This window comes from Arthrobacter sp. HY1533 (genome assembly GCF_027568515.1).
GTDB lineage: Bacteria > Actinomycetota > Actinomycetes > Actinomycetales > Micrococcaceae > Specibacter.
In genome coordinates, this window is record NZ_JANKZF010000005.1 from 261,461 (window position 1) to 283,489 (window position 22,029).

Sequence of the window (22,029 nt, forward strand, 5' to 3'; positions counted from 1 at the left end):
TGCCCGCCGGGCCGGCTAAAAAATTTGTTGTTCGAACTTAGAGTTCGTCGTCGCCAAATGCGTCGTCGTTCTCGTCAAGGGCTGCGGCACGGGCGGCCAGGTCAAATCCTGGAGGGGAATCCTTCAGGGACAGACCAAGCTCAACCAGCTTTGCCTTCACCTCGTCGATGGACTTTGCACCGAAGTTGCGAATGTCCATCAGGTCAGCCTCGGAGCGAGCAACGAGTTCACCCACGGAGTGGATGCCCTCACGCTTGAGGCAGTTGTAGGAACGAACCGTAAGGTCCAGGTCCTCGATCGGCAGGGCCATGTCTGCGGCAAGAGCGGCATCCGTCGGGGACGGGCCAATCTCAATGCCTTCAGCCGCGGTGTTCAGCTCGCGGGCCAATCCGAACAGTTCAACCAGCGTGGTGCCGGCGGAGGCAATGGCATCCCGCGGGGAGATGGCGTGCTTGGTCTCCACATCGACAATGAGCTTGTCAAAGTCAGTGCGCTGCTCGACACGGGTTGCCTCCACGCGGAAGGTGACCTTCAGAACAGGAGAGTAGATGGAGTCAACCGGGATACGGCCGATCTCTGCATCAATGTTCTTGTTCTGTGCTGCCGAGACGTAGCCGCGGCCGCGCTCGATGGTCAGTTCGAGTTCGAACTTGCCCTTCGAGTTCAGCGTGGCAATGTGCATGTCCGGGTTGTGGAATTCCACACCGGCCGGCGGGGCAATGTCGGCTGCCGTGACAACGCCGGGGCCCTGCTTGCGCAGGTAGGCGACGACGGGCTCGTCATGCTCCGAAGACACGGAGAGACCCTTGATGTTCAGGATGATCTCAGTGACATCTTCCTTGACACCGGGGACCGTTGTGAACTCATGCAGTACGCCATCGATGCGGATGCTGGTGACAGCAGCGCCAGGGATGGAGGACAGCAGGGTCCGACGCAGGGAATTTCCCAGGGTGTAACCGAAGCCGGGCTCCAGCGGTTCGATGACGAACCGTGAGCGGTTTTCGGAAACTACTTCTTCAGATAGGGTGGGGCGCTGTGCAATGAGCACTTGGTTTTCCTTTCAGCGAGCATCCGCTATATGACGCAACACAGGTAGTGGAAATGACGGCTGACGAGACTTAACGGCGGCGGAGTTGGCCTCCACCAAGGGTGAAGGCCAACTCTGCTGCTCAGGTATCTCGTTAGACGCGACGGCGCTTGGGCGGACGGCAGCCGTTGTGGGCGCTGGGGGTGACATCCGAGATGGAGCCAACCTCGAGTCCAGCAGCCTGCAGCGAACGGATGGCCGTTTCGCGGCCCGAACCCGGACCCTTTACGAAGACGTCAACCTTGCGGAGGCCATGCTCCTGTGCGCGCTTGGCAGCTGCTTCAGCAGCCATCTGTGCAGCGTACGGAGTCGACTTGCGAGAGCCCTTGAAGCCAACTTCACCGGCGGATGCCCATGAAATGACTGCACCGTTGGGGTCCGTGATGGACACAATGGTGTTGTTAAAGGTGCTCTTGATGTGCGCCTGGCCCAGCGCGATATTCTTTTTATCCTTGCGACGCGGCTTACGAACCGCTCCACGAGTCTTTGGGGGCATTTTATTCTCCTACGAAAGTTTCTTGAGGGGACGGCTAACGCTGAGAATCAGCGGCCGGCCTTCTTCTTGCCTGCGACGGTGCGCTTCGGGCCCTTGCGGGTACGAGCGTTGGTCTTCGTGCGCTGGCCATGCACGGGCATGCCACGACGGTGGCGGATACCCTGGTAGCTACCGATTTCAACCTTGCGGCGAATGTCGGCTGCAACCTCGCGGCGAAGGTCACCCTCAACCTTGTAGTTACCCTCGATGTTGTCACGCAACTGAACGAGTTCAGCGTCAGAAAGGTCCTTGACACGGACGTCCGGGGAAATACCCGTTTCGGCCAGGACATTCTTTGCACGGGTCTTGCCCACGCCGTAGATGTATGTAAGCGCTACTTCCAGCCGCTTTTCGCGGGGAAGGTCTACGCCAGCGAGACGTGCCATATTTGGCTGCTCCTATGTGTAAACCGGAGGTCGTAGACAGTACACCCGCACTTTTATCCAATGCGGCCCTGGCCTCCGACCAGGGGTCCGTTGGCCGGTTGCGGATTGCTCCGCCTTCGTCCAACTTGTGCTGCCTTATTAATTTACTTGCGTGAGCAACTGCCCGGGGTCCTGCCTCATAGAGAGGAGGATTAGCCCTGACGCTGCTTGTGGCGCGGGTTCTCGCAGATCACCATGACTCGACCGTTGCGGCGAATCACCTTGCACTTATCGCAGATCTGCTTGACGCTCGGCTTGACCTTCATGGCATTCCTTTGCGTGATTGCAGTTGTGGTTACTTGTAGCGGTAGACGATACGACCACGGGTAAGGTCGTACGGGCTCAGCTCCACCACAACTCGGTCCTCAGGAAGGATACGAATGTAGTGCTGGCGCATTTTTCCTGAGATATGGGCAAGAACGATGTGCTTGTTCGTCAGCTCAACACGAAACATCGCGTTGGGCAGCGCTTCCGTCACAACGCCCTCGATCTCAATGACCCCGTCTTTCTTGGCCATATCCTCCGCTAACTTTGTTGCGCCGACGCTGGCCGTCCCTGCGGGACTGCTGCTGATCGGCGTTCGATTTGCTACTTATTACTGTTCGTCCGGCACATGCCACAATTGGGCAGGCACAGACAACCAACAACCTACTCTAGTGCAAATGGGCAAATAAGTTAAATTGGCCCCTGCGCCGCGGCCGGGAACGGATTCAGGGTGCCCGCGGGTGTGGTGACGGCCACGGCCTGGGCAATCCCGTCGAGTATCGCCAGGCGCACCGCTTCGGCCGCCGCCGACTGCAGCTCGATGAGGGAGGCAACAGGGACCACCGGATGCGGCACCAGGGCTTCGGTGCACGTTGCGAGGGCAAAGATGGTGTCGCCGTCGGCGAGTGTGTGCACCGGGTTCAGGGCGCGGGCCATGCCGGCGTGGGCTGCCGTTGCCGTTCGCTTGGCCTGGGCCACCGTCAAGACGGCGTTGGTGGCCACCACGGCGAGGGTCGTGTTGAGCCCCTCCCCCACGGTTGGTGCGGCGGCGCCGGGCTGCCAGGGCACGCCCGCGGCATTGACCACGGCCAGCCCGCCGACCACAATGTGCGCGTTGTCCCCGCCCAGCCTGACAGAGGCTGTGCCAAGTCCGCCCTTGAACTGGCCTGCGCCGATGGTCGCCCCGGTGCCCGCGCCCGTGTTCCCGCGGACGACGTCGGCCCCTTCCGGCCCGCCGGCAGCGTCCAGTGCCGCCTCATAGCCCATTGCGGCGCCGGGCCGGGCGGAGAAGTCCCCGCCGCGGCCCAGGTCAAAGATGGCGGCCGCAGGGACAATCGGCACCACCCCGCCGGGCACCGGGAAGCCGCGCCCGTTTTCCTCGCACCAGCGCTGCACTCCCCCGGCGGCTGCCAGCCCGTAGGCGCTGCCGCCGGTCAGGGCCACGGCGTCCACGGTGGGCACCATTGTGGAGGGGTCCAGGGCGTCGGTCTCGTGCGTGCCCGGTCCGCCTCCCCGCACGTCAACGGAGCCGATGGTGCCCGGCGGCGGGAGCACCACGCTCACGCCCGTGAGCCAGCCGTCGCCGGCCCGCTGCGCCTGGCCCACCCGGATGCCGGGAACGTCGGTGATGGATCCCACGCCGGCGGGGCCGGGCTGTTGCTCGCTGCTGGTCGACATCACGTAAGGAACTCCCTGTTGGCCGATGTGTTGTGTCTAGATTATTGCCGCCACCGACGGCCGGCGCCACGCCCCGCCACTTTTGCCGGCAGGTGACGTCCGGCAGCCGGAAAGGGCCCAGCCGGATTCGGTTGGGCCCTTCCGCTGTGCGTGGAGTTCAGTTGCCTCGGGAGGCTTGTGCCCCAATGGCCTTGGCGAGGTCGCGGGGACGGCTCCACATGGGCCAGTGGCCCGTCGGGAGGTCAATGATGTCCAGGTGTTCAAGGTTCGCGACTTCGGTGAACATCGGATGGCCGGTTTGGGCCAGCTCCAGGACCTGCGCACCGGGAAGTGAACAACAGAGCAAGGTCGTGGGGACCTTGCGGCGGGCATCGTTGCTGAGCTGGAGGGGCTGGCGAAGCACGGGGCCGGGCTCAGGGACGGCCCGGGCCCGAAACTGCTCGAGGTCTTCTGCGCTCAGGCCTTCCAGGCTCGCCTGTTGGGCAAGGACGTCGAAGGGCGGCAGCGCAAGCTCCGCCAGATCCTCCGGGAGGTCCGGGGCGAAGACAGTTCCCGTCGCCACGGGGCCGGAATCGACCCACACCACCCGGTGGACAAGTTCGGGGCATCGGTCCATGACGAGGCTGACAGGGGCGTTGGCCCCACTGTGGGCGACGAGAATTGCGGGCTGGACGCCCTGTTGGGCCATGAGGTCCAGGATTGCTTCGGCCTGGGCGTCGAGGGTTCGACTCGCGCGTCCAGGGTCGTTCGCGTCGAGGCCGGGCAGTGTCATCGCGATGGCACGGGGGTGCTCGGTTTTCAGGTTCTCAAGAACTTCATCCCATGCCCACGCGCCCAGCCAGTGGCCGGCGATGAGAATGATGGCGGGACTGTCTGTGGTGGTTGTCATGTGACAACTTTCGCAGCCCTTTTGGACAAGGGCATGTCACTATTTATGTCATGAATTCGCAAGGGTCTGAGCAGTGAAGCGGGCAGAACGGCTCCATGCCCTGTCAGAGATGTTGCGGCGCAGCGGCGCACGCGGGGTCTCCGCCGGGCGCTTGGCGAAAGAGTTCGAGGTGTCCATGCGCACCGTCAAGAGAGACCTCGATGCGCTGGAGATCAGCGGTGTGCCCCTATGGTCGCGACCAGGCCCGGGTGGTGGCTACGGATTGGCCAGCGGCGCGTCCCTGCCGCCTGTCAGCCTGTCTCCGGCGCAGGCTGTGGCGCTCATGGCGGCTGTGTCCGCTGCCTCTGATGCCCCCTACGCTGACCTGGCAGCAGCCGGCATCCAGAAGATCATGGATGTCCTCGATCCCGGAACGCGGGCAAGGGCTGACGATCTGGCCGGCCGTGTGTGGGTCAACGCGCTTCCCCGGACCCCGCGCTCCATCAGGTCGCCATTGGAGGAGGCGATGGCCGAGCAGCGAGTGATCCGCATTCGCTACACATCGGGGGCCGGGACCACGACCACAAGGGACGTGGAGCCCGTGCTGTTCGCCTCCACGAACGGCCAGTGGTTCTTGGTGGGCTGGTGCCGAATGCGCGAGGCAATCCGGTGGTTCACTGTGTCGCGCATCGAGCAGGCCACCGTAACCAAGGCGGCCTGCAGCGGCCACACCGTCGGCGAGGTCGGAGAGCCCCCAGCGAACGCCAGACCGGTGCACGGTCGTGGCGCGTGAGCCACTCAAGCAACCCCGCCGGCCGGCGGGCCGTGCCCGCCCTAGAGGTAGGGCAGCACGTTCTCTTCGTAGGACTTGGTGATGGAGGCCGACGCCACCGCAAAGGCCTCGGCGGGGTCGCCCTGCTGCAGCATGATCTTCTCCAGGGCCGTGGTCAGGTCCTTGTCGCCGTTGGGCACAAACACCCGGCCCCAGTCCTGGACGCGGGTTCCGGCCAGCTGGTCCACGGCGGTGCGGAACTGCGGGGTCTTTGCGTAGACGGCCTTCATGGTCTCGCCCTCAAGTGCCGAGGTTCGCACCGGCATGTAGCCGGTGTTGGAGGAGAAGTAGGCGGTGTTTTCGGCGTTGGTCAGGAACTTCAGGAACATGGCGGCCGCCAGCTGCTGCTCCGGCGCCTTCCCGGCCGGAATGGCAAGGCCCGTGCCGCCGGTGGGGCAGGCGGGCCCGTCGGCGCCTTCGGGCAGGAAGCCAGTGCCCAGCTCGAACTTGGCTGTGCCGAGAAGACCGCTCAGTGAACCGGTGGAGGCGATGGTGCAGCCCGTGATGCCGGCGCCGAAGTCGGCCACCTGGTCCTTGGCGGTGACCGCCGCCGTCTTGTCGGTGTAGATGATCTTCTGCAGGTACTTGGCCGCCTCGACGGCCTCGGGGGTGTCCAGGGTCATGGCCCACTCCTTGGAGTAGGCGCCGCCGGCGCCCCACAGCATGTTGCAGAACCACCAGGCGCTCCAGGAGGTTCCCTTGCCCAGGCCCAGCGGCATGACGCCTGCGCCCTTGATCTTGGGCGCCCACTCGTCGAATTCGGCCCAGGTCTTGGGGGCACGGTCGGGCAGTCCGGCCTTCTCCCACACCGCCTTGTTGTAGTAGAACAACGGGGTGGATCGGGCGTAGGGAACCGCCCAGTGCGAGCCGGTGAATTCGTAGTCGTTGAACAGGGTGGTGTTGAAATCCTCGGTGCCGAACTCCAGGTGCTTGGCCAGCTGGTCAAGGGGCAGGATCTGTCCGTTGATCATGTAGCGAAACCACCAGACGTCGCTGGCGATCACAAGGTCCGGGACGTTGCTGGAGCCGGAGGCGGCCTGGAACTTTTGGGCCACCTCGTCGTAGTTGGCCCCTGCCGTGACCAGGTTGACCTTGATGCCGCTTTCGGCCGTGAACCGCTTGATAAGCTCCGTCTCGATGTCCTTGGAGGTGCCGGGGTGGTTGGACCACCAGGTGATCTCCTTGGCCGGAGTCACCGCTGTCCAGTCGGTGGCCTTGTCGGTGGCTGCGCCGCCGGCCTGTCCCACGGCGGGTCCACCGCAGGCTGCCAGGGCGCCTGCCCCGCCCAGCAGGGCGGCCAGTTGGAGCAGCTGGCGGCGGTTCAGGGATGCAAAGGGTGAGGATGTCATGGTTTCTCCTTCAAGGGTTGCCGGCCGGTTTTTGGCCAGGCGGTGGCATGGAATGTGTGGATTGAGGTAAAAAGTGGGGGCGAACGGGAGCTAGCCGGTCACGGCGCCCGAGGTGAGGCCGGTGACGATCCGGCGCTGCAGCAGGAAGAAGACGATCAGCACCGGCACGGTGATCAGGACGGTGCCGGCCATGAGGACTCCCCAGTTGGTGACGCCGTCGTTGTTTTGCAGCAGCGTCAGCCCCACCGGGAGCGTCATCATTTCCGCCCGGTCCACCACCAGAAGCGGCCAGAGGTATTCGTTCCATTCGGAGACGATCGACACGAGCGCCACCGCTGCAATGGTTGGGGACGAGATGGGCACAACGAAGCGCCACAGGCGGGTCCAGTGGCTTGCCCCGTCAAGGGCGGCGGCCTCAAGGATGGAGACCGGCAGCGTCAGGAAGTGCTGGCGGAACAGAAACGTGCCGAAGGCGCTGGCCAGGCCGGGCAGGATCAGGCCCTGGTAGGTGTTGATCCAGCCGAGGTCTGCGATGAGCGTGTAGTTGGGGATGATGACGATTTGCTGGGGCACCAGGAGGGCGAACACCACCAGGCCGAACACGAACTTCTTGAACGGGAACTCCAGGAACACCACGGCGTAGGCGGTGGTCAGGGCCAGGACAATTTTCAGCGTGGCACCCACCGCGGTGGTGATGATCGAGTTGATGAAGAAGTTGCCGAACGGCACGGCCGCGAGGGCATCGGCATAGTTGGACAGGTCAAAGGATGCGGGCAGCCACTGGATGGGAACCGTGTAGATTTCATCGCGGTCCTTGAAGCTGGCCAGCATCATCCAGGCCAGGGGCAGCACCATGGCCGCCACCGCGAGCAGCAGCATCAAATAGCCGCCGGCACGTGACCGTTGTTTCACGGTGACTCTTTCTTGCACTTGCAGACCCATCAGTAGTGAACCTTCTTTTGGATGAACAGCATCTGCACAGCGGTGATGGCCAGCAGCACCAGGAACAGGATGGTGGCGATCGCCGAGGAGTAGCCCGCCCGCCCGGTGGCAAAGCCCTCTTGGTAGATCTGGTACATCATGGTGGTGGTGCCTTCCAGCGGGCCGCCCTGGGTCATGGCCTGGATGATGTCGAAGGACTGCAGCGAACTGAGCAAGGTGGTCACCGACAGGAAGAACGTGGTTGGCCCCAGGAGCGGCAGCACCACGTTGCGGAAGCTCGCAAAAGGTCCGGCGCCGTCCAGGGTTGCTGCCTCGAACAGGTCCCGCGGGACGGCCTGCAGCGCGGCAAGGTAGATCAGCGCCACGTAGCCGGTGTTCTTCCACAGGTACACGACGATGATCATGGGCAGCGCCCAGGCAGGGTCGTTGTACCAGTCGGGCGATCCCAGGCCCACTGCCTTCAGCATGGCGCCGAGGACCCCGAAGTTGGGGTCAAAGACAAAGAGCCACAGCAGTCCCACGGCGACGCCCGACAGGACGTAGGGGGCCACGACGACGGTGCGGGCCATGCCGGTGCCGCGCAGTTTTCGGTTGAGCAACAGCGCCAGTGAAAGGCCAAGCACCATGCCTCCTGCCACGGTGGCCAGCGTGAAGACGACGGTTACCCGCACAACGTTGGGGGTTGTGGGGTCGGTGAACCATGCGGTGTAGTTGCCCAGGCCCACAAAGCGGGCCGTTGCCGAGCCGATGTTCCACTGCAGCAGCGAGTACTGCAGGGACTGCACAAGCGGCTTGTAGGTAAAGATGACCAGCAGCGCCACGTTGGGGCCGGCGAACAGCAGAAACAGGAGCCAGGACTTCCACGGGGTGCGGCGCTTGCGCAGTGCCTGCCCGCCGGCCCCATGGACGGGCGGCTTGTCCGGCCGCCCCGCCGTCCGGGCCGGCGGTGGCGCCAAGGTTGCCAGTTGTGCCACGGCCCTAGCCGCCTACACGGGCCAGTGCGCCGGCTGCGAGGGCATTCTGGATCAGGGCTGGATCGTCGGTGCAGATCCCGTCGGTCCCCATCTCAAGAAGTTCCAGTGCCCGCGGGCCGTCGTTGACTGTCCACGCCCAGGCCTTCAGACCGGCGTCGTGAATGGTCTGGATGTCCTCAAGGTCCAGGCCGGCCTCCCAAATCGATATGCCCTCCCCGCCGTTGTTCAGGGCGAAGGCAATGGCTTCGGCAAGGCCGCGGCCGGCAAATTCTTCCTCCGTTGCCCAGCCCGCCAGCAGGGCGCGGATCTTTTCTGGCCGGCCAATGCACAGCGGGTAGATCTTGGCCTCGGGCACGAGCCCGCGCAGCCGGGCCAGGGCGTTCCAGTCGGCAGAGGAGGCAAACCAGTCCAGCCCGGCGATGCCGGCCACCACCTCGGCAACGGGGCCGGCCGAGGCGGCGTCCTTGAGTTCAATGTTGACCCTCAGTCGCCCGGCGGCCAGGGCCAGCACCGCGGCGAGCGTGGGCACGCCCTGGCCGCCGCCGGCGTCGAGGAGGCCCAACTGCGCGGCGGAGAACTCCGCGATGCTGCCCGTGCCGTTGGTGGTTCGGTCGGCGGTGTCGTCATGGATGACAACGGGAACGTTGTCGGCAGAGAGGTGCACATCCAGTTCAATGCCGTCGGCTCCCAGTTCAATGGCCTTGGAAAACGCCGCCAAGGTGTTTTCCGGCAGGTGCGCGGAAACTCCGCGGTGGGCATAGATGGACATTGTTTTGTGCTCCCCAGTGATGTTGGTCGGAGGGGCTGGCCGCCCGTGGGCGGACAGTCCCTGCGGTGTCACTGACCAAGCTACGGAGCATGTTGCCACTTCTGGTGGCGGCAAGGTGGACGCGAGGAAAACTCGTCATTAAAGCCGTGTGCCCCGGCCCGGACTGTTCAGTCCGGGCCGGGGCACACGTGTTTTCGGGCGCAGCAATGCGCCTGGATCAGTCCAGCGGGACCGGTGTGACGCCCAGCGGCGCAAGCCGCTCCGCACCGCCGTCGGCCGCGGTGAGAACCCAGATGCCCTTGCTGTGCACGGCCACGGAGTGCTCCCAGTGCGCTGCACGGGCCTTGTCGGTGGTGACCACTGTCCAGTCATCCTGGAGGGTAATGGTGTCCAGGCCGCCGCGGACCAGCATGGGTTCCAGGGCCAGGCACATGCCGGGCTTGAGCTTGGGGCCGCGGTGCTTGGAGGCGTAGTTCAGCACGTCCGGGGGCATGTGCATGGCCGAACCGATGCCGTGGCCCACGTAGTCCTCCAGGATGCCCAGTTCCGGGCCGGGCTGGGAGGTGACGTAGTCGTCGATTGCGTCGCCAATGTCGCCCACGTACTTGGCGCCGGCCATGGCGGCGATGCCGTGCCACATGGCTTCCTCGGTGATGTCGCTGAGGCGGCGGTCGGCGGGGTCCTCGGCGGCGGGCCCGCCCACAATGACGCTGCGGGCGGAGTCGGAGTGCCAGCCCTCGACGATGGCGCCACCGTCAATGGAGATGAGGTCGCCGGCCTCCAGGACACGCTTGCCGGGGATGCCGTGGACCACTTCCTCGTTGACGGAGGTGCAGATGGTGGCGGGGAAGCCGTGGTAGCCCAGGAAGTTGGACTTGGCGCCGGCCTTCTTCAGCTCTGCGGCGAAGATGGCGTCGAGCTCACCCGTGGTGATCCCGGGGGCGACGGCGGCAACCGTGGTCTTCAGCGCGGCATCCAGGATGAGCCCGCTGCGGCGCATGATGCGCATCTGGTCAAGTGTCTTGTATTCGATTCGCTGCTGGCCGAATGCCATGGCGGAATCCTTTCGGTGTAAACGTGCTTGAGGGCTCCTTCCCATACTGCGGGAAGGAGCCCTCCTTCACAACCGTGCGCCGGGGCGGCAGCGGTTGGTCATGCTGTGGACGCTCAGGCGGCCTTGCGCTTGTTGATGGCTTCCATGATGCGTGCCGTGACGTCATCCATGTCACCGAGACCGTCGACCTTGGCCAGGATGCCGCGCTCCGCATAGCGGGCCACCACAACCTCGGTCTGTTCGCGGTAGAGATCCAGGCGGTGGCGGATGACTGCTTCGGTGTCATCGCTGCGGCCGGTCTCCTGTGCACGGTTCAGCAGGCGCGTAACGAGTTCCTCGTCGTCGGCCGTCAGCTGCACAACCACATCCAGCTCGGCCTTCGCCGCGGCCAGGATGTCGTCAAGCTCATCGACCTGCGGAGACGTGCGCGGGTACCCGTCGAGCAGGAACCCTTCGGCGACGTCGTCCTGGGCCAGCCGGTCGCGGACCATCCGGTTCGTGACGCTGTCCGGCACAAAGTCCCCGTTGTCGATGTACTTCTTTGCCTCGACGCCCAGGGGCGTCTCGCCCTTGACGTTGGCGCGGAAGATGTCACCGGTGGAGATGGCCACAATGTCCAGCTCGGCGCAGATGCGCTCCGCCTGTGTGCCCTTGCCGGACCCGGGAGGCCCAATGATCAGCATTCTTGTCATCGCAATAACCCTTCGTAGTGGCGCTGCTGGAGTTGCGCATCAATCTGCTTGACCGTCTCCAAACCAACACCAACCACAATGAGGATCGAGGTTCCACCGAACGGGAAGTTCTGGTTTGCGCCGATGAGGACCAGCGCAATGAGCGGGATCAAGGCCACGAAGCCCAGGTACAGCGAGCCCGGGAACGTGATGCGCGAGATTACGTACTGCAGGTAGTCCTGTGTGGGACGGCCTGCACGGATACCGGGGATGAAGCCACCGTACTTCTTCATGTTGTCGGAGACCTCTTCAGGGTTGAAGGTGATCGCGACGTAGAAGTAGGTGAAGCCGATGGTCAACAGGAAGTACATCACCATGTAGAACGGGTGGTCTCCACGCGTGAGGTAGTTGTTGATCCATTCGACCCAGCCCGGGATCTCTGTGCTGTTGGCCGGCGTTGCAAACTGTGCAATAAGTGCCGGCAGGTACAGCATGGAGGAGGCGAAGATGACCGGGATAACACCGGCCATGTTGACCTTGATGGGGATGTAGGTGCTGGTGCCGCCCATGGTGCGGCGCCCGACCATGCGCTTGGCGTACTGCACGGGGATGCGGCGCTGGGACTGCTCGACGAACACCACCAGGGCAACCGTGAGCAGGCCGATGAGCAGCACGATCAGGAACGTGCCCCAGCCCTGCGTCTTGAGGATGGCACCCAGCGAGGTGGGGAACTGTGCGGCGATGGCCGTGAAGATCAGCAGGGACATGCCGTTGCCGACGCCCTTTTCCGTAACAAGCTCGCCCATCCACATGATGAGGCCGGAACCTGCGGTCAGGGTGATGATCAGCAGCAGGATAACAACCAGGTTGTCGTTGGGGATCAACGGGGTTGCGGTGCCTGCCGCGCCACAGCCGGCAAAGAGCTGGCCGGACCGGGCAAGCGTCACCAGGGTGGTGGCGTTGAGCAGGCCCAGGGCGATGGTCAGGTAACGCGTGTACTGCGTCAGCTTGGCCTGGCCCTGTGCACCTTCAAGGTGCAGTTCCTGGAAACGGGGGATCACAACACGTAGCAGCTGAACGATGATGCTCGCCGTGATGTAGGGCATGATGCCCAGGGCGAAGATGGAAACCTGAAGCAAGGCGCCGCCGCTGAACAAGTTCACAAGCTGGTAAATGCCCTCGCTTGTGTTTGCAGCATTCACGCACTGTTGGACATTTCGGTAATCAATTCCAGGCGATGGGATGAATGCACCCATGCGGAAGATGGCAATAATTCCCAGCGTGAACAACAACTTGCGTCGCAGATCAGGCGTGCGAAAGGCGCGGCCAAATGCGGTAAGCAAGCGTCCTCCTGATGTGTAGTGATGAATGTGGCAACTCAAGTGAGGCCCAAGGATTGAGTCTAGTGGGTGACCCGGCTCGCATTGAAACTGTGACTGTTTTCAAAACCGGTGTCGCGCCGTGCAGGCGTCCACAAAAACGAAAGACTCCCGGTGGGCGGAACGTGAGTCCCGCCCACCAAGAGTCTAGTCGCCTGATGTGCGCATTTGTGAACTTTTTACAGTTCGGTGGTGGTTCCACCTGCAGCAGTGATCTTCTGAACTGCGCTGGAGGAGAACGCGTCGACCGTGACATCAACCTTGACGGTGATGTCGCCGGTGCCGAGCACCTTCACGGGCTGGTTCTTGCGAACGGCACCCTTTTCAACCAGTGCCTCGACGGTGACAACGCCACCTTCGGGGAACAGTTCGTTGATCTTGTCCAGGTTTACAACCTGGAACTCAACGCGGAACGGGTTCTTGAAGCCGCGCAGCTTGGGCAGGCGCATGTGCAGCGGCAGCTGGCCGCCGGCAAAGCCAGCCTTTACCTGGTAGCGAGCCTTGGTACCCTTGGTACCGCGACCTGCGGTCTTACCCTTGGATCCTTCACCACGGCCAACACGGGTTTTAGCCGTCTTGGCGCCCGGTGCGGGACGCAGGTGGTGGACCTTCAGTGCGTTCTGCTTTTCAACAGTTTCAGCAGTCTTCTTTTCAGCCACTTTAGTTAGCCTCCTCAACCTTGATCAGGTGCGGGACCGTGTTGATCATGCCTGCGGTCACTGCATCAGCCTGGCGAACAACGGTGTGACCGATGCGCTTCAGGCCCAGTGAACGAAGGCAATCCTTCTGGTTCTGCTTGGCGCCAACGACGCCCTTGATCTGCGTGATTGCCAGCTTCTTGTCGGAAGGCTGGATGTTCTTCGGTGTAGTCATTACAGACCTGCCTTTTGCATGTTGCGCAACAGAACGGCCGGAGCAACTTCGTCCAAGGGCAGGCCGCGGCGAGCCGCAACAGCCTTGGGGTCTTCCAGGCCCTTCAGGGCAGCAACAGTTGCGTGAACAATGTTGATGGCGTTGGAGGAACCGAGTGACTTGGACAGCACGTCGTGGATGCCAACGCATTCCAGGATGGCGCGAACCGGGCCACCGGCGATAACTCCGGTACCAGCTGCAGCCGGGCGCAGCATGACGACGCCTGCGGCGGCCTCACCCTGTACGCGGTGCGGGATGGTCTTGCCGATCATGGGAACGCGGAAGAAGGACTTCTTGGCTTCTTCAACGCCCTTGGCGATGGCTGCCGGAACTTCCTTGGCCTTGCCGTAACCGACACCGACCATGCCGTTGCCGTCACCAACGATGACGAGCGCGGTGAAGCTGAAGCGACGACCACCCTTGACAACCTTGGCTACACGGTTGATGTTGACAACGCGCTCGATGAACTGGCTCTTCTCAGCCTCACGTCCACCGTCGCGACCGCCACGGCCACGGCCGCCGTCGCGACCGCCTTCGCGGCCTCCACGAGCACCGTCGCGACCGCCACGGCCACGTGCGCCGTCGGCGCCTGCAGCTGTCTCAGTCTTCGCGGCTGCACCGTCAGCTGCAGTTGCTTCTGACACAGTGTTCTCCTTGTTGATGTTTTCGGTCACAGTGCCAGACCGCCTTCACGTGCGCCGTCGGCGATCGCTGCAACGCGGCCGTGGTAGCGGTTACCGCCACGGTCGAAGACAACAGCTTCAATGCCTGCAGCCTTGGCGCGCTCGGCAACGAGCTCACCAACGCGCTTGGCCTTGGCAGTCTTGTCGCCATCGAATGCGCGCAGGTCTGCTTCCAGGGTCGAAGCCGACGCCAGGGTCAGGCCCCGGGTGTCGTCAATGACCTGGACGAATACGTGGCGGGCCGAACGGTTGACCACCAGGCGCGGACGCACAGTGGTGCCGCTGACGCGCTTGCGAACGCGCAGGTGACGACGGCCGCGTGCTGCGGCCTTGGACTTTCCTCTTACGGACAGTGCCATGGTTACTTACCAGCCTTTCCGACCTTGCGGCGGATGATTTCGCCGGCGTAGCGTACGCCCTTACCCTTGTACGGGTCGGGCTTGCGCAGCTTGCGGATGTTGGCAGCAACTTCGCCCACCTGCTGCTTGTCAATGCCTGACACAGAGAGCTTTGTGGGGCTCTCCACTGCCAGTGTGATGCCTTCCGGTGCCTCAATGAGGACCGGGTGGCTGAAGCCCAGAGCGAACTCCAGGTCCTTGCCCTTGGCAACTACGCGGTAACCGGTACCAACGATTTCCAGCTTCTTCTCGTAGCCTGCAGTGACACCGATGATCAGGTTGTCAATGAGGGTACGGGTCAGACCGTGGAGTGAACGCGAGTTGCGCTCATCGTTCGGGCGGCTAACGGTGATGGTGTTCTCTTCGAGAGCAACCATGATGGGGCTGGCAACAGTGTGCTCCAGCGTTCCCTTCGGGCCCTTGACGGAAACCAGGTTGTCCTCAACCTTGACCTCGACGCCGGCAGGCACGGAGATGGGGAGACGTCCAATACGTGACATAGTTCTTTCCCTTCTCTCTCTACTACCAGACGTAGGCGAGGACTTCCCCACCCACGCCCTTCTTGGCAGCCTGACGGTCGGTCAGCAGACCTGAAGACGTCGACAGGATGGCGACACCCAAACCACCCAGCACGCTGGGGAGGTTCGTGGACTTTGCGTAAACGCGCAGGCCGGGCTTGGAGATGCGGCGCAGGCCGGCGATTGAACGCTCGCGGCTGGGACCGTACTTCAAGTCGATGGTCATCTTCTTGCCAACCTCAGCGTCTTCAACCTTCCAGGCAGAGATGTAACCCTGTGCCTTGAGGATGTCGGCGATGTGGCCCTTGAGCTTGCTGAACGGCATGGACACGGTGTCGTGGTGTGCCGAGTTTGCGTTGCGCAGACGCGTAAGCATGTCTGCGACAGGATCTGTCATTGTCATTTGGGCGCTTGCCCTTCCTCGTAACGGTTTCCTTCGCGTGGCCTTGGGGAGCTGAAACCAGGTTTCAGTTCCTCATGCCCGCAAAACGGACCTGTTACGTAGATTATTTATCTTCGGATTTGAACGGGAAGCCAAGCGCCTTGAGCAGCGCGCGGCCTTCGTCATCGGTCTTGGCAGTGGTCACGACGGTGATGTCCATACCGCGGGGGCGGTCGATGGAATCCTGGTCGATCTCGTGGAACATAACCTGTTCGGTCAAACCGAAGGTGTAGTTGCCGTTGCCGTCAAACTGCTTGCCACTGAGGCCGCGGAAGTCGCGGATACGGGGCAGTGCCAGCGTGACCAGACGGTCCAGGAATTCCCACATGCGGTCTCCGCGCAGAGTTGCGTGGCAACCAATCGGCATGCCTTCGCGCAGCTTGAACTGTGCGATCGACTTGCGTGCCTTGGTGACCTGCGGCTTCTGGCCGGTGATGGCGGTGAGGTCGCGGACGGCGTGGTCAATGAGCTTGGAGTCCTTGGCGGCATCTCCAACACCCATGTTGACAACGACCTTGACCAGGCGCGGGACCTGGTTCACGTTCGCGTACTTGAATTCCTCGATCAGGCCCTGCTTGATTTCCGCTGCGTAGCGGGTCTTCAGGCGGGGTGTGATCTTAGGTGTGTTCTCTGCAACTGCGGCGCTCATGCCAGATCCTTCCCCGAGGTCTTGGCAACGCGGACGCGTACTTGACGCTCGCGGCCATCGCGCTCAACGGTTTCGATGCGGTAGCCAACGCGGGTCGGCTTCTTCGTGGACGGGTCCACTACAGCAACGTTTGAGATGTGAATGGGTGCCTCGACGATTTCGATGCCACCGGTGTTGGTGCCACGATCGGTCTGGCCGGCCTTGGTGTGCTTGGTGACGCGGTTTACGCCCTCAACCAACACGCGGTTGGTTTCGGTGTATACCTTCAGGACCTTGCCCTGCTTGCCACGGTCGCCGCCACGCTCAGCCTTGGCGCCTGTGATGACCTGAACCAGGTCACCCTTCTTGATCTTTGCCATAAGTTACAGCACCTCCGGAGCCAACGAGATGATCTTCATGAACTTCTTGTCACGAAGTTCACGGCCAACCGGGCCGAAGATACGGGTACCGCGGGGGTCCCCGTCAGCTTTGAGAATGACAGCTGCATTCTCATCGAACTTGATGTAGGAACCATCCGCACGGCGGCGTTCCTTCTTGGTGCGAACGATGACAGCCTTGACGACGTCACCCTTCTTTACGTTACCGCCGGGGATTGCATCCTTGACGGTTGCGACAATGGTGTCGCCAATGCCTGCGTAGCGGCGCCCAGATCCACCGAGAACGCGGATGGTCAAGATTTCCTTGGCACCCGTGTTGTCGGCGACCTTAAGCCGCGACTCCTGCTGAATCACTAGTATCTCCTGTTCGTCGCGCCGGTTCTTGGCCACAAACCATCAGTGGACAAGCCTTGCGGAACGTATTGTTCGGGATGTCTCTGGACGTGCCTGGATTTTGCCAAAACACGCCTAAACACGTCATGCCAACTGCACTTTCCGCACCGATGCGCGGACAAGTCCACGGATCGAACGGCAGTTTGTAGGGGCACGGGCATTTACGAGGTATATGCGCACCTGTTGCGGCCACCGAAAACGGCGGCACAGAAAAGGCGCAGCAATAAATAATCCTAGCACGACGGCGATACCACACGTTACGCCGTCGGCCTGCCACATGCGTTAGTTCGGGCACATATTCGCCGCCGGGACCTAAATTCGAGACTGCAGATAATGCGGCTATCGGGCCGGAAAACCCGCATGATCTGCAGTCTCGGTGAGCGATGCCCCGGGCCAAGGCGAGGTCACGTCGGGGCGGGTTGCCGGCGTCGTGCTTAAACAAAAGTTGGGCCCGCTGCCGCAATGGCAACGGGCCCAACTTTATTTAGCTCGCAAGCTCAACCAGGGGTTGAACTGCTTACTTGGCCTTCTCTACGATCTCAACCAGGCGGAAACGCTTGGTTGCGGAGAGCGGGCGGGTCTCGCTGATGACTACGAGGTCGCCGATGCCGGCGGTGTTCTCTTCGTCGTGGGCCTTGACCTTCTTGTTGCGGCGCAGAACCTTGCCGTAAAGCGCGTGCTTTACGCGGTCCTCAACCTCAACAACGATGGTCTTGTCCATCTTGTTGGAGACAACGTAGCCGCGCAGCTTCTTGCGCTCGTTGCGCACAACTGCCTCGGCGCCGTTTTCGGTGTTGTTTACAGAATCGCTCACTTGGCGTCCTCCTCAGATGTTTCAGCCTTCTTGGAGGCCTTCTTGGCTTCCTTGTCAGCCTTCTTGGAGGCCTTCTCCACGGGTGCAGCGGCAACCACGTCCGGGCGAATGCCCAGCTCGCGTTCGCGCAGCACCGTGTAGATGCGGGCGATGTCGCGCTTTACAACGCGCAGACGGCCGTGGCTTTCCAGCTGGCCGGTGGCCGACTGGAAGCGCAGGTTGAACAGTTCTTCCTTTGCCTTGCGGAGTTCTTCAACAAGACGTGCATTGTCAAACCCGTCAAGCTGTGCAGGGGCAAGTTCCTTGGAACCAACTGACATCTCTACTCACCACCTTCGCGACGCACAATGCGTGCTTTCAACGGCAGCTTGTGGATTGCCAGGCGCAATGCCTCGCGTGCTACCTCTTCTGATACACCGGAGAGTTCGAAGAGAACACGGCCCGGCTTGACGTTTGCGATCCACCACTCGGGTGAACCCTTACCGGAACCCATGCGGGTTTCGGCCGGCTTCTTCGTCAAGGGACGGTCAGGGTAGATGTTGATCCACACCTTACCGCCACGCTTGATGTGACGGGTCATGGCGATACGAGCGGACTCGATCTGACGGTTGGTTACGTATGCCGGGGAGAGGGCCTGAATGCCCCACTCGCCGAACGAAACCGTGGTGCCGCCGGTTGCCTGGCCCGAACGGCCGGGGTGGTGCTGCTTACGGTGCTTTACTCGACGTGGGATAAGCATTTAAGCCTGTCCTCCTTCTACTGCCGGAGCTGCAACCTCTGCAGCTACAGGAGCCTCAACCGCGGCAGCTGCCTCGGTGCGCTCCGGACGGTCGTTACGACGACGGTCGCCACCGGCGCGGGGACCGCGGGCTCCGCGGTCATCGCCGTCACGACGCGGGCCACGGCCACGAGCAGGAGCAGCAGCTGCCTGGGCAGCCAGTTCCTTGGACGTGACATCGCCCTTGTAGATCCAGACCTTGACACCGATGCGGCCGAACACGGTCTTGGCTTCGAAGAAGCCGTAATCGATGTTGGCACGCAGGGTATGCAGGGGCACACGACCTTCGCGGTAGAACTCGGTGCGTGACATTTCAGCGCCACCCAGACGACCGGCGCAAGCGACACGGATGCCCTTGACGCTGCCGGTGCGCTGTGCGGACTGCATTGCCTTCTTCATCGCGCGGCGGAAAGCCACACGTGAGGTCAGCTGCTCGGCGATGCCCTGGGCAACAAGCTGAGCGTCTGCTTCCGGGTTCTTGACTTCCAGGATGTTCAGCTGAACCTGCTTGCCGGTGAGCTTTTCGAGCTCGCCGCGGATGCGGTCTGCTTCTGCTCCACGGCGACCGATGACAATACCGGGGCGTGCGGTGTGGATATCCACACGTACACGGTCACGGGTGCGCTCGATCTCAACCTTGGAAATGCCTGCTCGGTCCATGCCCGTGGACATGAGTGCGCGGATCTGGATGTCTTCTTTTACGAAGTCCTTGTAGCGCTGACCGGGCTTGTTGCTGTCCGCGAACCAGTGTGAACGGTGGTCCGTGGTGATCCCGAGACGGAACCCGTGCGGGTTTACTTTCTGTCCCACTTAGCGAGCCTCCTCTTTCTCGGGTGTAGCGACAACCACTGTGACGTGGCTGGTGCGCTTCTTGATCTGGAACGCGCGGCCCTGTGCTCGCGGCTGGAACCGCTTCATGGTGGGGCCTTCGTCAACGAAGATTTCGCTGATGTACAGATCGTTCTCGTTGAACGCGACGCTGTCGCGATCTGCCAGAACGCGGGCGTTAGCCACTGCGGACTGGACTACCTTGAATACCGGCTCAGAAGCTGCCTGTGGAGCAAACTTCAGAATCGCCAATGCCTCATTCGCCTGCTTGCCACGAATCAGGTTGACGACGCGCCGGGCCTTCATAGGCGTTACGCGCAGATGACGCGCACTTGCCTTGGCTTCCATTGCTATCTCTCTCTCGTCTTTGCCGTAAAGCCAAGCGCCTAGCGGCGCTTGCCCTTACGGTCGTCCTTGACATGGCCGCGGAATGTCCGCGTGGCGGCGAATTCGCCGAGCTTGTGCCCGACCATCGACTCGGTGACAAACACGGGGATGTGCTTGCGACCGTCGTGCACGGCGATCGTGTGACCGAGCATGTCGGGAACGATCATCGAGCGGCGGGACCAGGTCTTAATTACGTTCTTGGTACCCTTTTCGTTCTCCCGAGCTACCTTGACAAAGAGGTGCTGGTCAACGAAGGGACCCTTCTTCAGGCTACGTGGCATGTCTCCAGGCTCCTATCGCTTGTTCTTGCCAGTACGGCGGCGACGAACAATCAGCTTGTCGCTCTCTTTGTTGGGACGGCGGGTGCGGCCTTCGCGCTTACCGTTCGGGTTCACCGGGTGACGTCCACCGGAAGTCTTACCCTCACCACCACCATGCGGGTGATCAACGGGGTTCATGACAACACCGCGGACGGTCGGGCGTACGCCCTTCCAGCGCATACGGCCAGCCTTACCCCAGTTGATGTTGGACTGCTCAGCGTTGCCAACTTCGCCGATGGTCGCGCGGCAGCGCGCATCAACGTTGCGGATTTCGCCGGAGGGCAGACGCAGCTGGGCGAACTTGCCTTCCTTGGCGACGAGCTGAACCGAGGCACCAGCCGAACGAGCCATCTTGGCACCGCCGCCGGGACGCAGCTCCACAGCGTGGATAACAGTACCCACGGGGATGTTGCGCATCGGCAGGTTGTTGCCAGGCTTGATGTCAGCTTCGGGACCGGCTTCTACGAAGTCGCCCTGCTTGAGCTTGTTCGGGGCGATGATGTAACGCTTGGTTCCATCAACGTAGTGCAGGAGGGCAATGCGCGCCGTGCGGTTGGGATCGTATTCGATCTCAGCTACGCGGGCGTTGACGCCATCCTTGTCGTGACGACGGAAGTCAATCAGGCGGTACTGGCGCTTGTGGCCACCACCCTTGTGACGAGTCGTGATACGACCGGTGTTGTTACGGCCACCCTTTTTGGGCAGGGGACGGACCAGAGACTTCTCCGGCGTCGACCGTGTGATTTCTGCGAAGTCGGCAACGCTCGAGCCGCGACGGCCCGGGGTTGTCGGCTTGTATTTACGGATTCCCATAGTTTATTTCCTCGTTAAAGTGGTCTCCGCTTATGAAAGCGGACCGCCGAAGATGTCGATCGTGCCCTCGCGGAGGGAGACAATGGCGCGCTTGGTGCTCTTGCGCTGTCCCCAACCGAACTTGGTGCGCTTGCGCTTACCAACACGATTGATGGTGTTGATCGAGTCGACCTTGACAGAGAAGATCTTCTCTACGGCCAGCTTGATCTCGGTCTTGTTTGAGCGGGGGTCGACCAGGAAGGTGTACTTGCCTTCGTCGATCAAGCCGTAGCTCTTTTCCGAAACGACGGGTGCAAGCACTACGTCGCGCGGATCCTTGATGGTAACGGCGCTCACTTGCCGTCCTCCTTAATGGTCTGAGCAGCTTCGCCGCCGGCGGGAACAAAGCCTGCGGCCTTGGCTTCCTCAACCGTTGCGAACCAAACCTCGGCCTCAGTGGCGTCGTACCAGCGTGAACCAGGCACGTGGTACTTCATGGAATCCTTGTTGCCCTTGATGGTGCCTGCGGCATCATCGGCATCTTCGGAAACCAGGTCTTCGACCAGCAGCATGCTGGAAGCGAAGGCTTCAGCAGCGGCGCGGCCCGAGACGAAAACCTCGAAGGCAGCCTGCGTGAAGACGACATCATCGGAAACGAGCACATCGTAGGTGTTGAGCTGGTCAACGTAAACGACGTGGATGTTGGTGATGTTGCGGACGCTCAGTGCTGCAACGTCGTTGGCGCGCTCGATGACAACCAGCAGGTTCTTGCGGGTGGTCACTGATGCGAGCGTTGCCTTGGCTGCCTTGGTGGACGGCGCGGAGCCGGAAACCAGTTCAGCAACAACGTGGATGCGGCCGTTGCGAGCGCGGTCAGAGAGGGCGCCGCGCAGGGCTGCAGCCTTCATCTTCTTGGGGGTGCGCTGGCTGTAGTCACGCGGGGTCGGACCGTGGACAACGCCACCGCCGGTCATGTGAGGGGCGCGGATGGAGCCCTGGCGGGCGCGACCGGTACCCTTCTGTGCGAACGGCTTGCGGCCTGCACCGGAAACTTCGGCGCGGGTCTTGGTCTTGTGCGTGCCCTGGCGGGCGGCAGCGAGCTGAGCTACGACAACCTGGTGCAGCAAGGGCACGTTGGTCTGTACGTCGAAGATCTCTGCAGGCAGGTCAACTTTAACAGTAGCCATTTGG

Annotated in this window: 33 protein-coding genes; 1 reads left to right on the forward strand and 32 read right to left on the reverse strand. The window is 62.3% G+C overall.

Going from position 1 to position 22,029, the window contains the following annotated elements; translation table 11 throughout:
- Positions 1 to 37 precede the first annotated feature (37 nt).
- From PCK14_RS05970 to PCK14_RS06000, 7 genes are all read right to left on the reverse strand, one after another.
- The gene (locus tag PCK14_RS05970; protein ID WP_269937554.1) at positions 38 to 1,048 is read right to left on the reverse strand and encodes a DNA-directed RNA polymerase subunit alpha; all 1,011 of its coding nucleotides are present in this window, start codon (positions 1,046 to 1,048) and stop codon (positions 38 to 40) included.
- A gap of 133 nt (positions 1,049 to 1,181) precedes the next feature.
- Complete coding sequence (rpsK, locus tag PCK14_RS05975; RefSeq protein ID WP_038464649.1) at positions 1,182 to 1,583, reverse strand: 30S ribosomal protein S11; 402 nt, start codon at positions 1,581 to 1,583, stop codon at positions 1,182 to 1,184.
- Positions 1,584 to 1,630: 47 nt separating this feature from the next.
- Entirely contained in the window at positions 1,631 to 2,008 is a 378-nt protein-coding gene (rpsM, locus tag PCK14_RS05980) for a 30S ribosomal protein S13 (protein ID WP_062286656.1), read from the reverse strand.
- Between the two features lie 191 nt (positions 2,009 to 2,199).
- Complete coding sequence (gene rpmJ, locus PCK14_RS05985) at positions 2,200 to 2,313, reverse strand: 50S ribosomal protein L36 (protein ID WP_011775570.1); 114 nt, start codon at positions 2,311 to 2,313, stop codon at positions 2,200 to 2,202.
- Positions 2,314 to 2,342: 29 nt separating this feature from the next.
- Positions 2,343 to 2,564, reverse strand: a complete 222-nt coding sequence (gene infA, locus PCK14_RS05990) for a translation initiation factor IF-1 (RefSeq protein ID WP_009358723.1) — start codon at positions 2,562 to 2,564, stop codon at positions 2,343 to 2,345.
- Between the two features lie 158 nt (positions 2,565 to 2,722).
- Entirely contained in the window at positions 2,723 to 3,709 is a 987-nt protein-coding gene (locus tag PCK14_RS05995; protein WP_269937630.1) for a P1 family peptidase, read from the reverse strand.
- Between the two features lie 157 nt (positions 3,710 to 3,866).
- Complete coding sequence (locus PCK14_RS06000; protein WP_269937555.1) at positions 3,867 to 4,598, reverse strand: alpha/beta fold hydrolase; 732 nt, start codon at positions 4,596 to 4,598, stop codon at positions 3,867 to 3,869.
- A 73-nt stretch (positions 4,599 to 4,671) separates the two neighbouring features.
- On the opposite strand from PCK14_RS06000, the gene PCK14_RS06005 reads away from it, so the two are divergent.
- Positions 4,672 to 5,370, forward strand: a complete 699-nt coding sequence (locus PCK14_RS06005; RefSeq protein WP_269937556.1) for a helix-turn-helix transcriptional regulator — start codon at positions 4,672 to 4,674, stop codon at positions 5,368 to 5,370.
- Between the two features lie 41 nt (positions 5,371 to 5,411).
- Here PCK14_RS06005 and PCK14_RS06010 read toward each other — a convergent pair whose 3' ends face one another.
- From PCK14_RS06010 to rplD, 25 genes are all read right to left on the reverse strand, one after another.
- Positions 5,412 to 6,758 carry an ABC transporter substrate-binding protein gene (locus PCK14_RS06010; protein ID WP_269937557.1) on the reverse strand — a complete coding sequence of 449 codons (1,347 nt, stop codon included), beginning with the start codon at positions 6,756 to 6,758 and terminating at the stop codon, positions 5,412 to 5,414.
- A gap of 90 nt (positions 6,759 to 6,848) precedes the next feature.
- Complete coding sequence (locus PCK14_RS06015) at positions 6,849 to 7,700, reverse strand: carbohydrate ABC transporter permease (protein ID WP_442864668.1); 852 nt, start codon at positions 7,698 to 7,700, stop codon at positions 6,849 to 6,851.
- The gene (locus tag PCK14_RS06020; RefSeq protein ID WP_442864669.1) at positions 7,700 to 8,674 is read right to left on the reverse strand and encodes a carbohydrate ABC transporter permease; all 975 of its coding nucleotides are present in this window, start codon (positions 8,672 to 8,674) and stop codon (positions 7,700 to 7,702) included. The genes PCK14_RS06015 and PCK14_RS06020 overlap by 1 nt, the downstream gene beginning before the upstream one ends.
- 4 nt (positions 8,675 to 8,678) lie before the next feature.
- A complete protein-coding gene (locus tag PCK14_RS06025) occupies positions 8,679 to 9,443 on the reverse strand; it encodes a glycerophosphodiester phosphodiesterase (RefSeq protein WP_269937558.1) in 765 nt (254 codons plus the stop codon).
- Between the two features lie 217 nt (positions 9,444 to 9,660).
- Positions 9,661 to 10,497: a type I methionyl aminopeptidase gene (map, locus tag PCK14_RS06030; protein ID WP_269937559.1), complete on the reverse strand. Its 837-nt coding sequence runs from the start codon at positions 10,495 to 10,497 to the stop codon at positions 9,661 to 9,663.
- 113 nt (positions 10,498 to 10,610) lie between these two features.
- Positions 10,611 to 11,189: an adenylate kinase gene (locus tag PCK14_RS06035; RefSeq protein WP_269937560.1), complete on the reverse strand. Its 579-nt coding sequence runs from the start codon at positions 11,187 to 11,189 to the stop codon at positions 10,611 to 10,613.
- Positions 11,186 to 12,511, reverse strand: a complete 1,326-nt coding sequence (secY, locus tag PCK14_RS06040; RefSeq protein ID WP_269937561.1) for a preprotein translocase subunit SecY — start codon at positions 12,509 to 12,511, stop codon at positions 11,186 to 11,188. The genes PCK14_RS06035 and secY overlap by 4 nt, the downstream gene beginning before the upstream one ends.
- Before the next feature lie 215 nt (positions 12,512 to 12,726).
- A complete protein-coding gene (gene rplO, locus PCK14_RS06045; RefSeq protein ID WP_269937562.1) occupies positions 12,727 to 13,206 on the reverse strand; it encodes a 50S ribosomal protein L15 in 480 nt (159 codons plus the stop codon).
- Between the two features lies 1 nt (position 13,207).
- A complete protein-coding gene (gene rpmD / locus PCK14_RS06050; protein WP_203312238.1) occupies positions 13,208 to 13,420 on the reverse strand; it encodes a 50S ribosomal protein L30 in 213 nt (70 codons plus the stop codon).
- On the reverse strand, positions 13,420 to 14,103 hold the full coding sequence (gene rpsE, locus PCK14_RS06055) for a 30S ribosomal protein S5 (RefSeq protein ID WP_442864670.1): 684 nt from the start codon (positions 14,101 to 14,103) through the stop codon (positions 13,420 to 13,422). Before rpsE ends, rpmD begins: the two co-directional genes overlap by 1 nt.
- A gap of 26 nt (positions 14,104 to 14,129) precedes the next feature.
- The gene (gene rplR / locus PCK14_RS06060) at positions 14,130 to 14,501 is read right to left on the reverse strand and encodes a 50S ribosomal protein L18 (RefSeq protein ID WP_269937564.1); all 372 of its coding nucleotides are present in this window, start codon (positions 14,499 to 14,501) and stop codon (positions 14,130 to 14,132) included.
- A gap of 2 nt (positions 14,502 to 14,503) precedes the next feature.
- On the reverse strand, positions 14,504 to 15,040 hold the full coding sequence (gene rplF, locus PCK14_RS06065; protein ID WP_269937565.1) for a 50S ribosomal protein L6: 537 nt from the start codon (positions 15,038 to 15,040) through the stop codon (positions 14,504 to 14,506).
- 22 nt (positions 15,041 to 15,062) lie between these two features.
- Entirely contained in the window at positions 15,063 to 15,461 is a 399-nt protein-coding gene (gene rpsH / locus PCK14_RS06070) for a 30S ribosomal protein S8 (RefSeq protein ID WP_269937566.1), read from the reverse strand.
- 103 nt (positions 15,462 to 15,564) lie between these two features.
- Positions 15,565 to 16,149: a 50S ribosomal protein L5 gene (gene rplE / locus PCK14_RS06075; RefSeq protein ID WP_269937567.1), complete on the reverse strand. Its 585-nt coding sequence runs from the start codon at positions 16,147 to 16,149 to the stop codon at positions 15,565 to 15,567.
- A complete protein-coding gene (gene rplX, locus PCK14_RS06080; RefSeq protein ID WP_269937568.1) occupies positions 16,146 to 16,508 on the reverse strand; it encodes a 50S ribosomal protein L24 in 363 nt (120 codons plus the stop codon). Before rplX ends, rplE begins: the two co-directional genes overlap by 4 nt.
- Before the next feature lie 3 nt (positions 16,509 to 16,511).
- Positions 16,512 to 16,880, reverse strand: coding sequence for a 50S ribosomal protein L14 (gene rplN, locus PCK14_RS06085; protein WP_062286641.1), 369 nt, complete (start codon positions 16,878 to 16,880; stop codon positions 16,512 to 16,514).
- 556 nt (positions 16,881 to 17,436) lie between these two features.
- Complete coding sequence (gene rpsQ / locus PCK14_RS06090) at positions 17,437 to 17,733, reverse strand: 30S ribosomal protein S17 (RefSeq protein ID WP_442864671.1); 297 nt, start codon at positions 17,731 to 17,733, stop codon at positions 17,437 to 17,439.
- Positions 17,730 to 18,053, reverse strand: coding sequence for a 50S ribosomal protein L29 (gene rpmC / locus PCK14_RS06095; protein WP_203312230.1), 324 nt, complete (start codon positions 18,051 to 18,053; stop codon positions 17,730 to 17,732). Before rpmC ends, rpsQ begins: the two co-directional genes overlap by 4 nt.
- 2 nt (positions 18,054 to 18,055) lie before the next feature.
- A complete protein-coding gene (gene rplP, locus PCK14_RS06100; protein ID WP_038464683.1) occupies positions 18,056 to 18,472 on the reverse strand; it encodes a 50S ribosomal protein L16 in 417 nt (138 codons plus the stop codon).
- Positions 18,473 to 19,321 carry a 30S ribosomal protein S3 gene (gene rpsC / locus PCK14_RS06105; RefSeq protein WP_038464685.1) on the reverse strand — a complete coding sequence of 283 codons (849 nt, stop codon included), beginning with the start codon at positions 19,319 to 19,321 and terminating at the stop codon, positions 18,473 to 18,475. It abuts the gene before it with no gap.
- Positions 19,322 to 19,687, reverse strand: coding sequence for a 50S ribosomal protein L22 (rplV, locus tag PCK14_RS06110; RefSeq protein WP_113719163.1), 366 nt, complete (start codon positions 19,685 to 19,687; stop codon positions 19,322 to 19,324).
- 38 nt (positions 19,688 to 19,725) lie between these two features.
- The gene (gene rpsS / locus PCK14_RS06115) at positions 19,726 to 20,007 is read right to left on the reverse strand and encodes a 30S ribosomal protein S19 (RefSeq protein WP_110105559.1); all 282 of its coding nucleotides are present in this window, start codon (positions 20,005 to 20,007) and stop codon (positions 19,726 to 19,728) included.
- A 12-nt stretch (positions 20,008 to 20,019) separates the two neighbouring features.
- Entirely contained in the window at positions 20,020 to 20,859 is an 840-nt protein-coding gene (gene rplB, locus PCK14_RS06120) for a 50S ribosomal protein L2 (protein WP_269937569.1), read from the reverse strand.
- A 30-nt stretch (positions 20,860 to 20,889) separates the two neighbouring features.
- The gene (gene rplW / locus PCK14_RS06125) at positions 20,890 to 21,195 is read right to left on the reverse strand and encodes a 50S ribosomal protein L23 (RefSeq protein WP_131394257.1); all 306 of its coding nucleotides are present in this window, start codon (positions 21,193 to 21,195) and stop codon (positions 20,890 to 20,892) included.
- On the reverse strand, positions 21,192 to 22,025 hold the full coding sequence (gene rplD / locus PCK14_RS06130) for a 50S ribosomal protein L4, sunset domain variant (RefSeq protein WP_269937570.1): 834 nt from the start codon (positions 22,023 to 22,025) through the stop codon (positions 21,192 to 21,194). The genes rplW and rplD overlap by 4 nt, the downstream gene beginning before the upstream one ends.
- Positions 22,026 to 22,029: the final 4 nt, after the last annotated feature.

Excerpts from the sequence above, each read along its gene's own strand:
- rpsK (WP_038464649.1), bottom strand. The coding sequence starts at position 1,583 with ATGCCCCCAAAGACTCGTGGAGCGGTTCGTAAGCCGCGTCGCAAGGAT.
- rpsM (WP_062286656.1), bottom strand. The coding sequence starts at position 2,008 with ATGGCACGTCTCGCTGGCGTAGACCTTCCCCGCGAAAAGCGGCTGGAA.
- rpmJ (WP_011775570.1), bottom strand. The coding sequence starts at position 2,313 with ATGAAGGTCAAGCCGAGCGTCAAGCAGATCTGCGATAAGTGCAAGGTG.
- infA (WP_009358723.1), bottom strand. The coding sequence starts at position 2,564 with ATGGCCAAGAAAGACGGGGTCATTGAGATCGAGGGCGTTGTGACGGAA.
- PCK14_RS05995 (WP_269937630.1), bottom strand. The coding sequence starts at position 3,709 with ATGTCGACCAGCAGCGAGCAACAGCCCGGCCCCGCCGGCGTGGGATCC.
- PCK14_RS06000 (WP_269937555.1), bottom strand. The coding sequence starts at position 4,598 with ATGACAACCACCACAGACAGTCCCGCCATCATTCTCATCGCCGGCCAC.
- PCK14_RS06010 (WP_269937557.1), bottom strand. The coding sequence starts at position 6,758 with ATGACATCCTCACCCTTTGCATCCCTGAACCGCCGCCAGCTGCTCCAA.
- PCK14_RS06015 (WP_442864668.1), bottom strand. The coding sequence starts at position 7,700 with ATGGGTCTGCAAGTGCAAGAAAGAGTCACCGTGAAACAACGGTCACGT.
- PCK14_RS06025 (WP_269937558.1), bottom strand. The coding sequence starts at position 9,443 with ATGTCCATCTATGCCCACCGCGGAGTTTCCGCGCACCTGCCGGAAAAC.
- map (WP_269937559.1), bottom strand. The coding sequence starts at position 10,497 with ATGGCATTCGGCCAGCAGCGAATCGAATACAAGACACTTGACCAGATG.
- PCK14_RS06035 (WP_269937560.1), bottom strand. The coding sequence starts at position 11,189 with ATGACAAGAATGCTGATCATTGGGCCTCCCGGGTCCGGCAAGGGCACA.
- rpmD (WP_203312238.1), bottom strand. The coding sequence starts at position 13,420 with ATGACTACACCGAAGAACATCCAGCCTTCCGACAAGAAGCTGGCAATC.
- rplR (WP_269937564.1), bottom strand. The coding sequence starts at position 14,501 with ATGGCACTGTCCGTAAGAGGAAAGTCCAAGGCCGCAGCACGCGGCCGT.
- rplF (WP_269937565.1), bottom strand. The coding sequence starts at position 15,040 with ATGTCACGTATTGGACGTCTCCCCATCTCCGTGCCTGCCGGCGTCGAG.
- rpsH (WP_269937566.1), bottom strand. The coding sequence starts at position 15,461 with ATGACAATGACAGATCCTGTCGCAGACATGCTTACGCGTCTGCGCAAC.
- rplE (WP_269937567.1), bottom strand. The coding sequence starts at position 16,149 with ATGAGCGCCGCAGTTGCAGAGAACACACCTAAGATCACACCCCGCCTG.
- rplX (WP_269937568.1), bottom strand. The coding sequence starts at position 16,508 with ATGGCAAAGATCAAGAAGGGTGACCTGGTTCAGGTCATCACAGGCGCC.
- rpmC (WP_203312230.1), bottom strand. The coding sequence starts at position 18,053 with ATGTCAGTTGGTTCCAAGGAACTTGCCCCTGCACAGCTTGACGGGTTT.
- rplP (WP_038464683.1), bottom strand. The coding sequence starts at position 18,472 with ATGCTTATCCCACGTCGAGTAAAGCACCGTAAGCAGCACCACCCCGGC.
- rplV (WP_113719163.1), bottom strand. The coding sequence starts at position 19,687 with ATGGAAGCCAAGGCAAGTGCGCGTCATCTGCGCGTAACGCCTATGAAG.
- rpsS (WP_110105559.1), bottom strand. The coding sequence starts at position 20,007 with ATGCCACGTAGCCTGAAGAAGGGTCCCTTCGTTGACCAGCACCTCTTT.
- rplB (WP_269937569.1), bottom strand. The coding sequence starts at position 20,859 with ATGGGAATCCGTAAATACAAGCCGACAACCCCGGGCCGTCGCGGCTCG.
- rplD (WP_269937570.1), bottom strand. The coding sequence starts at position 22,025 with ATGGCTACTGTTAAAGTTGACCTGCCTGCAGAGATCTTCGACGTACAG.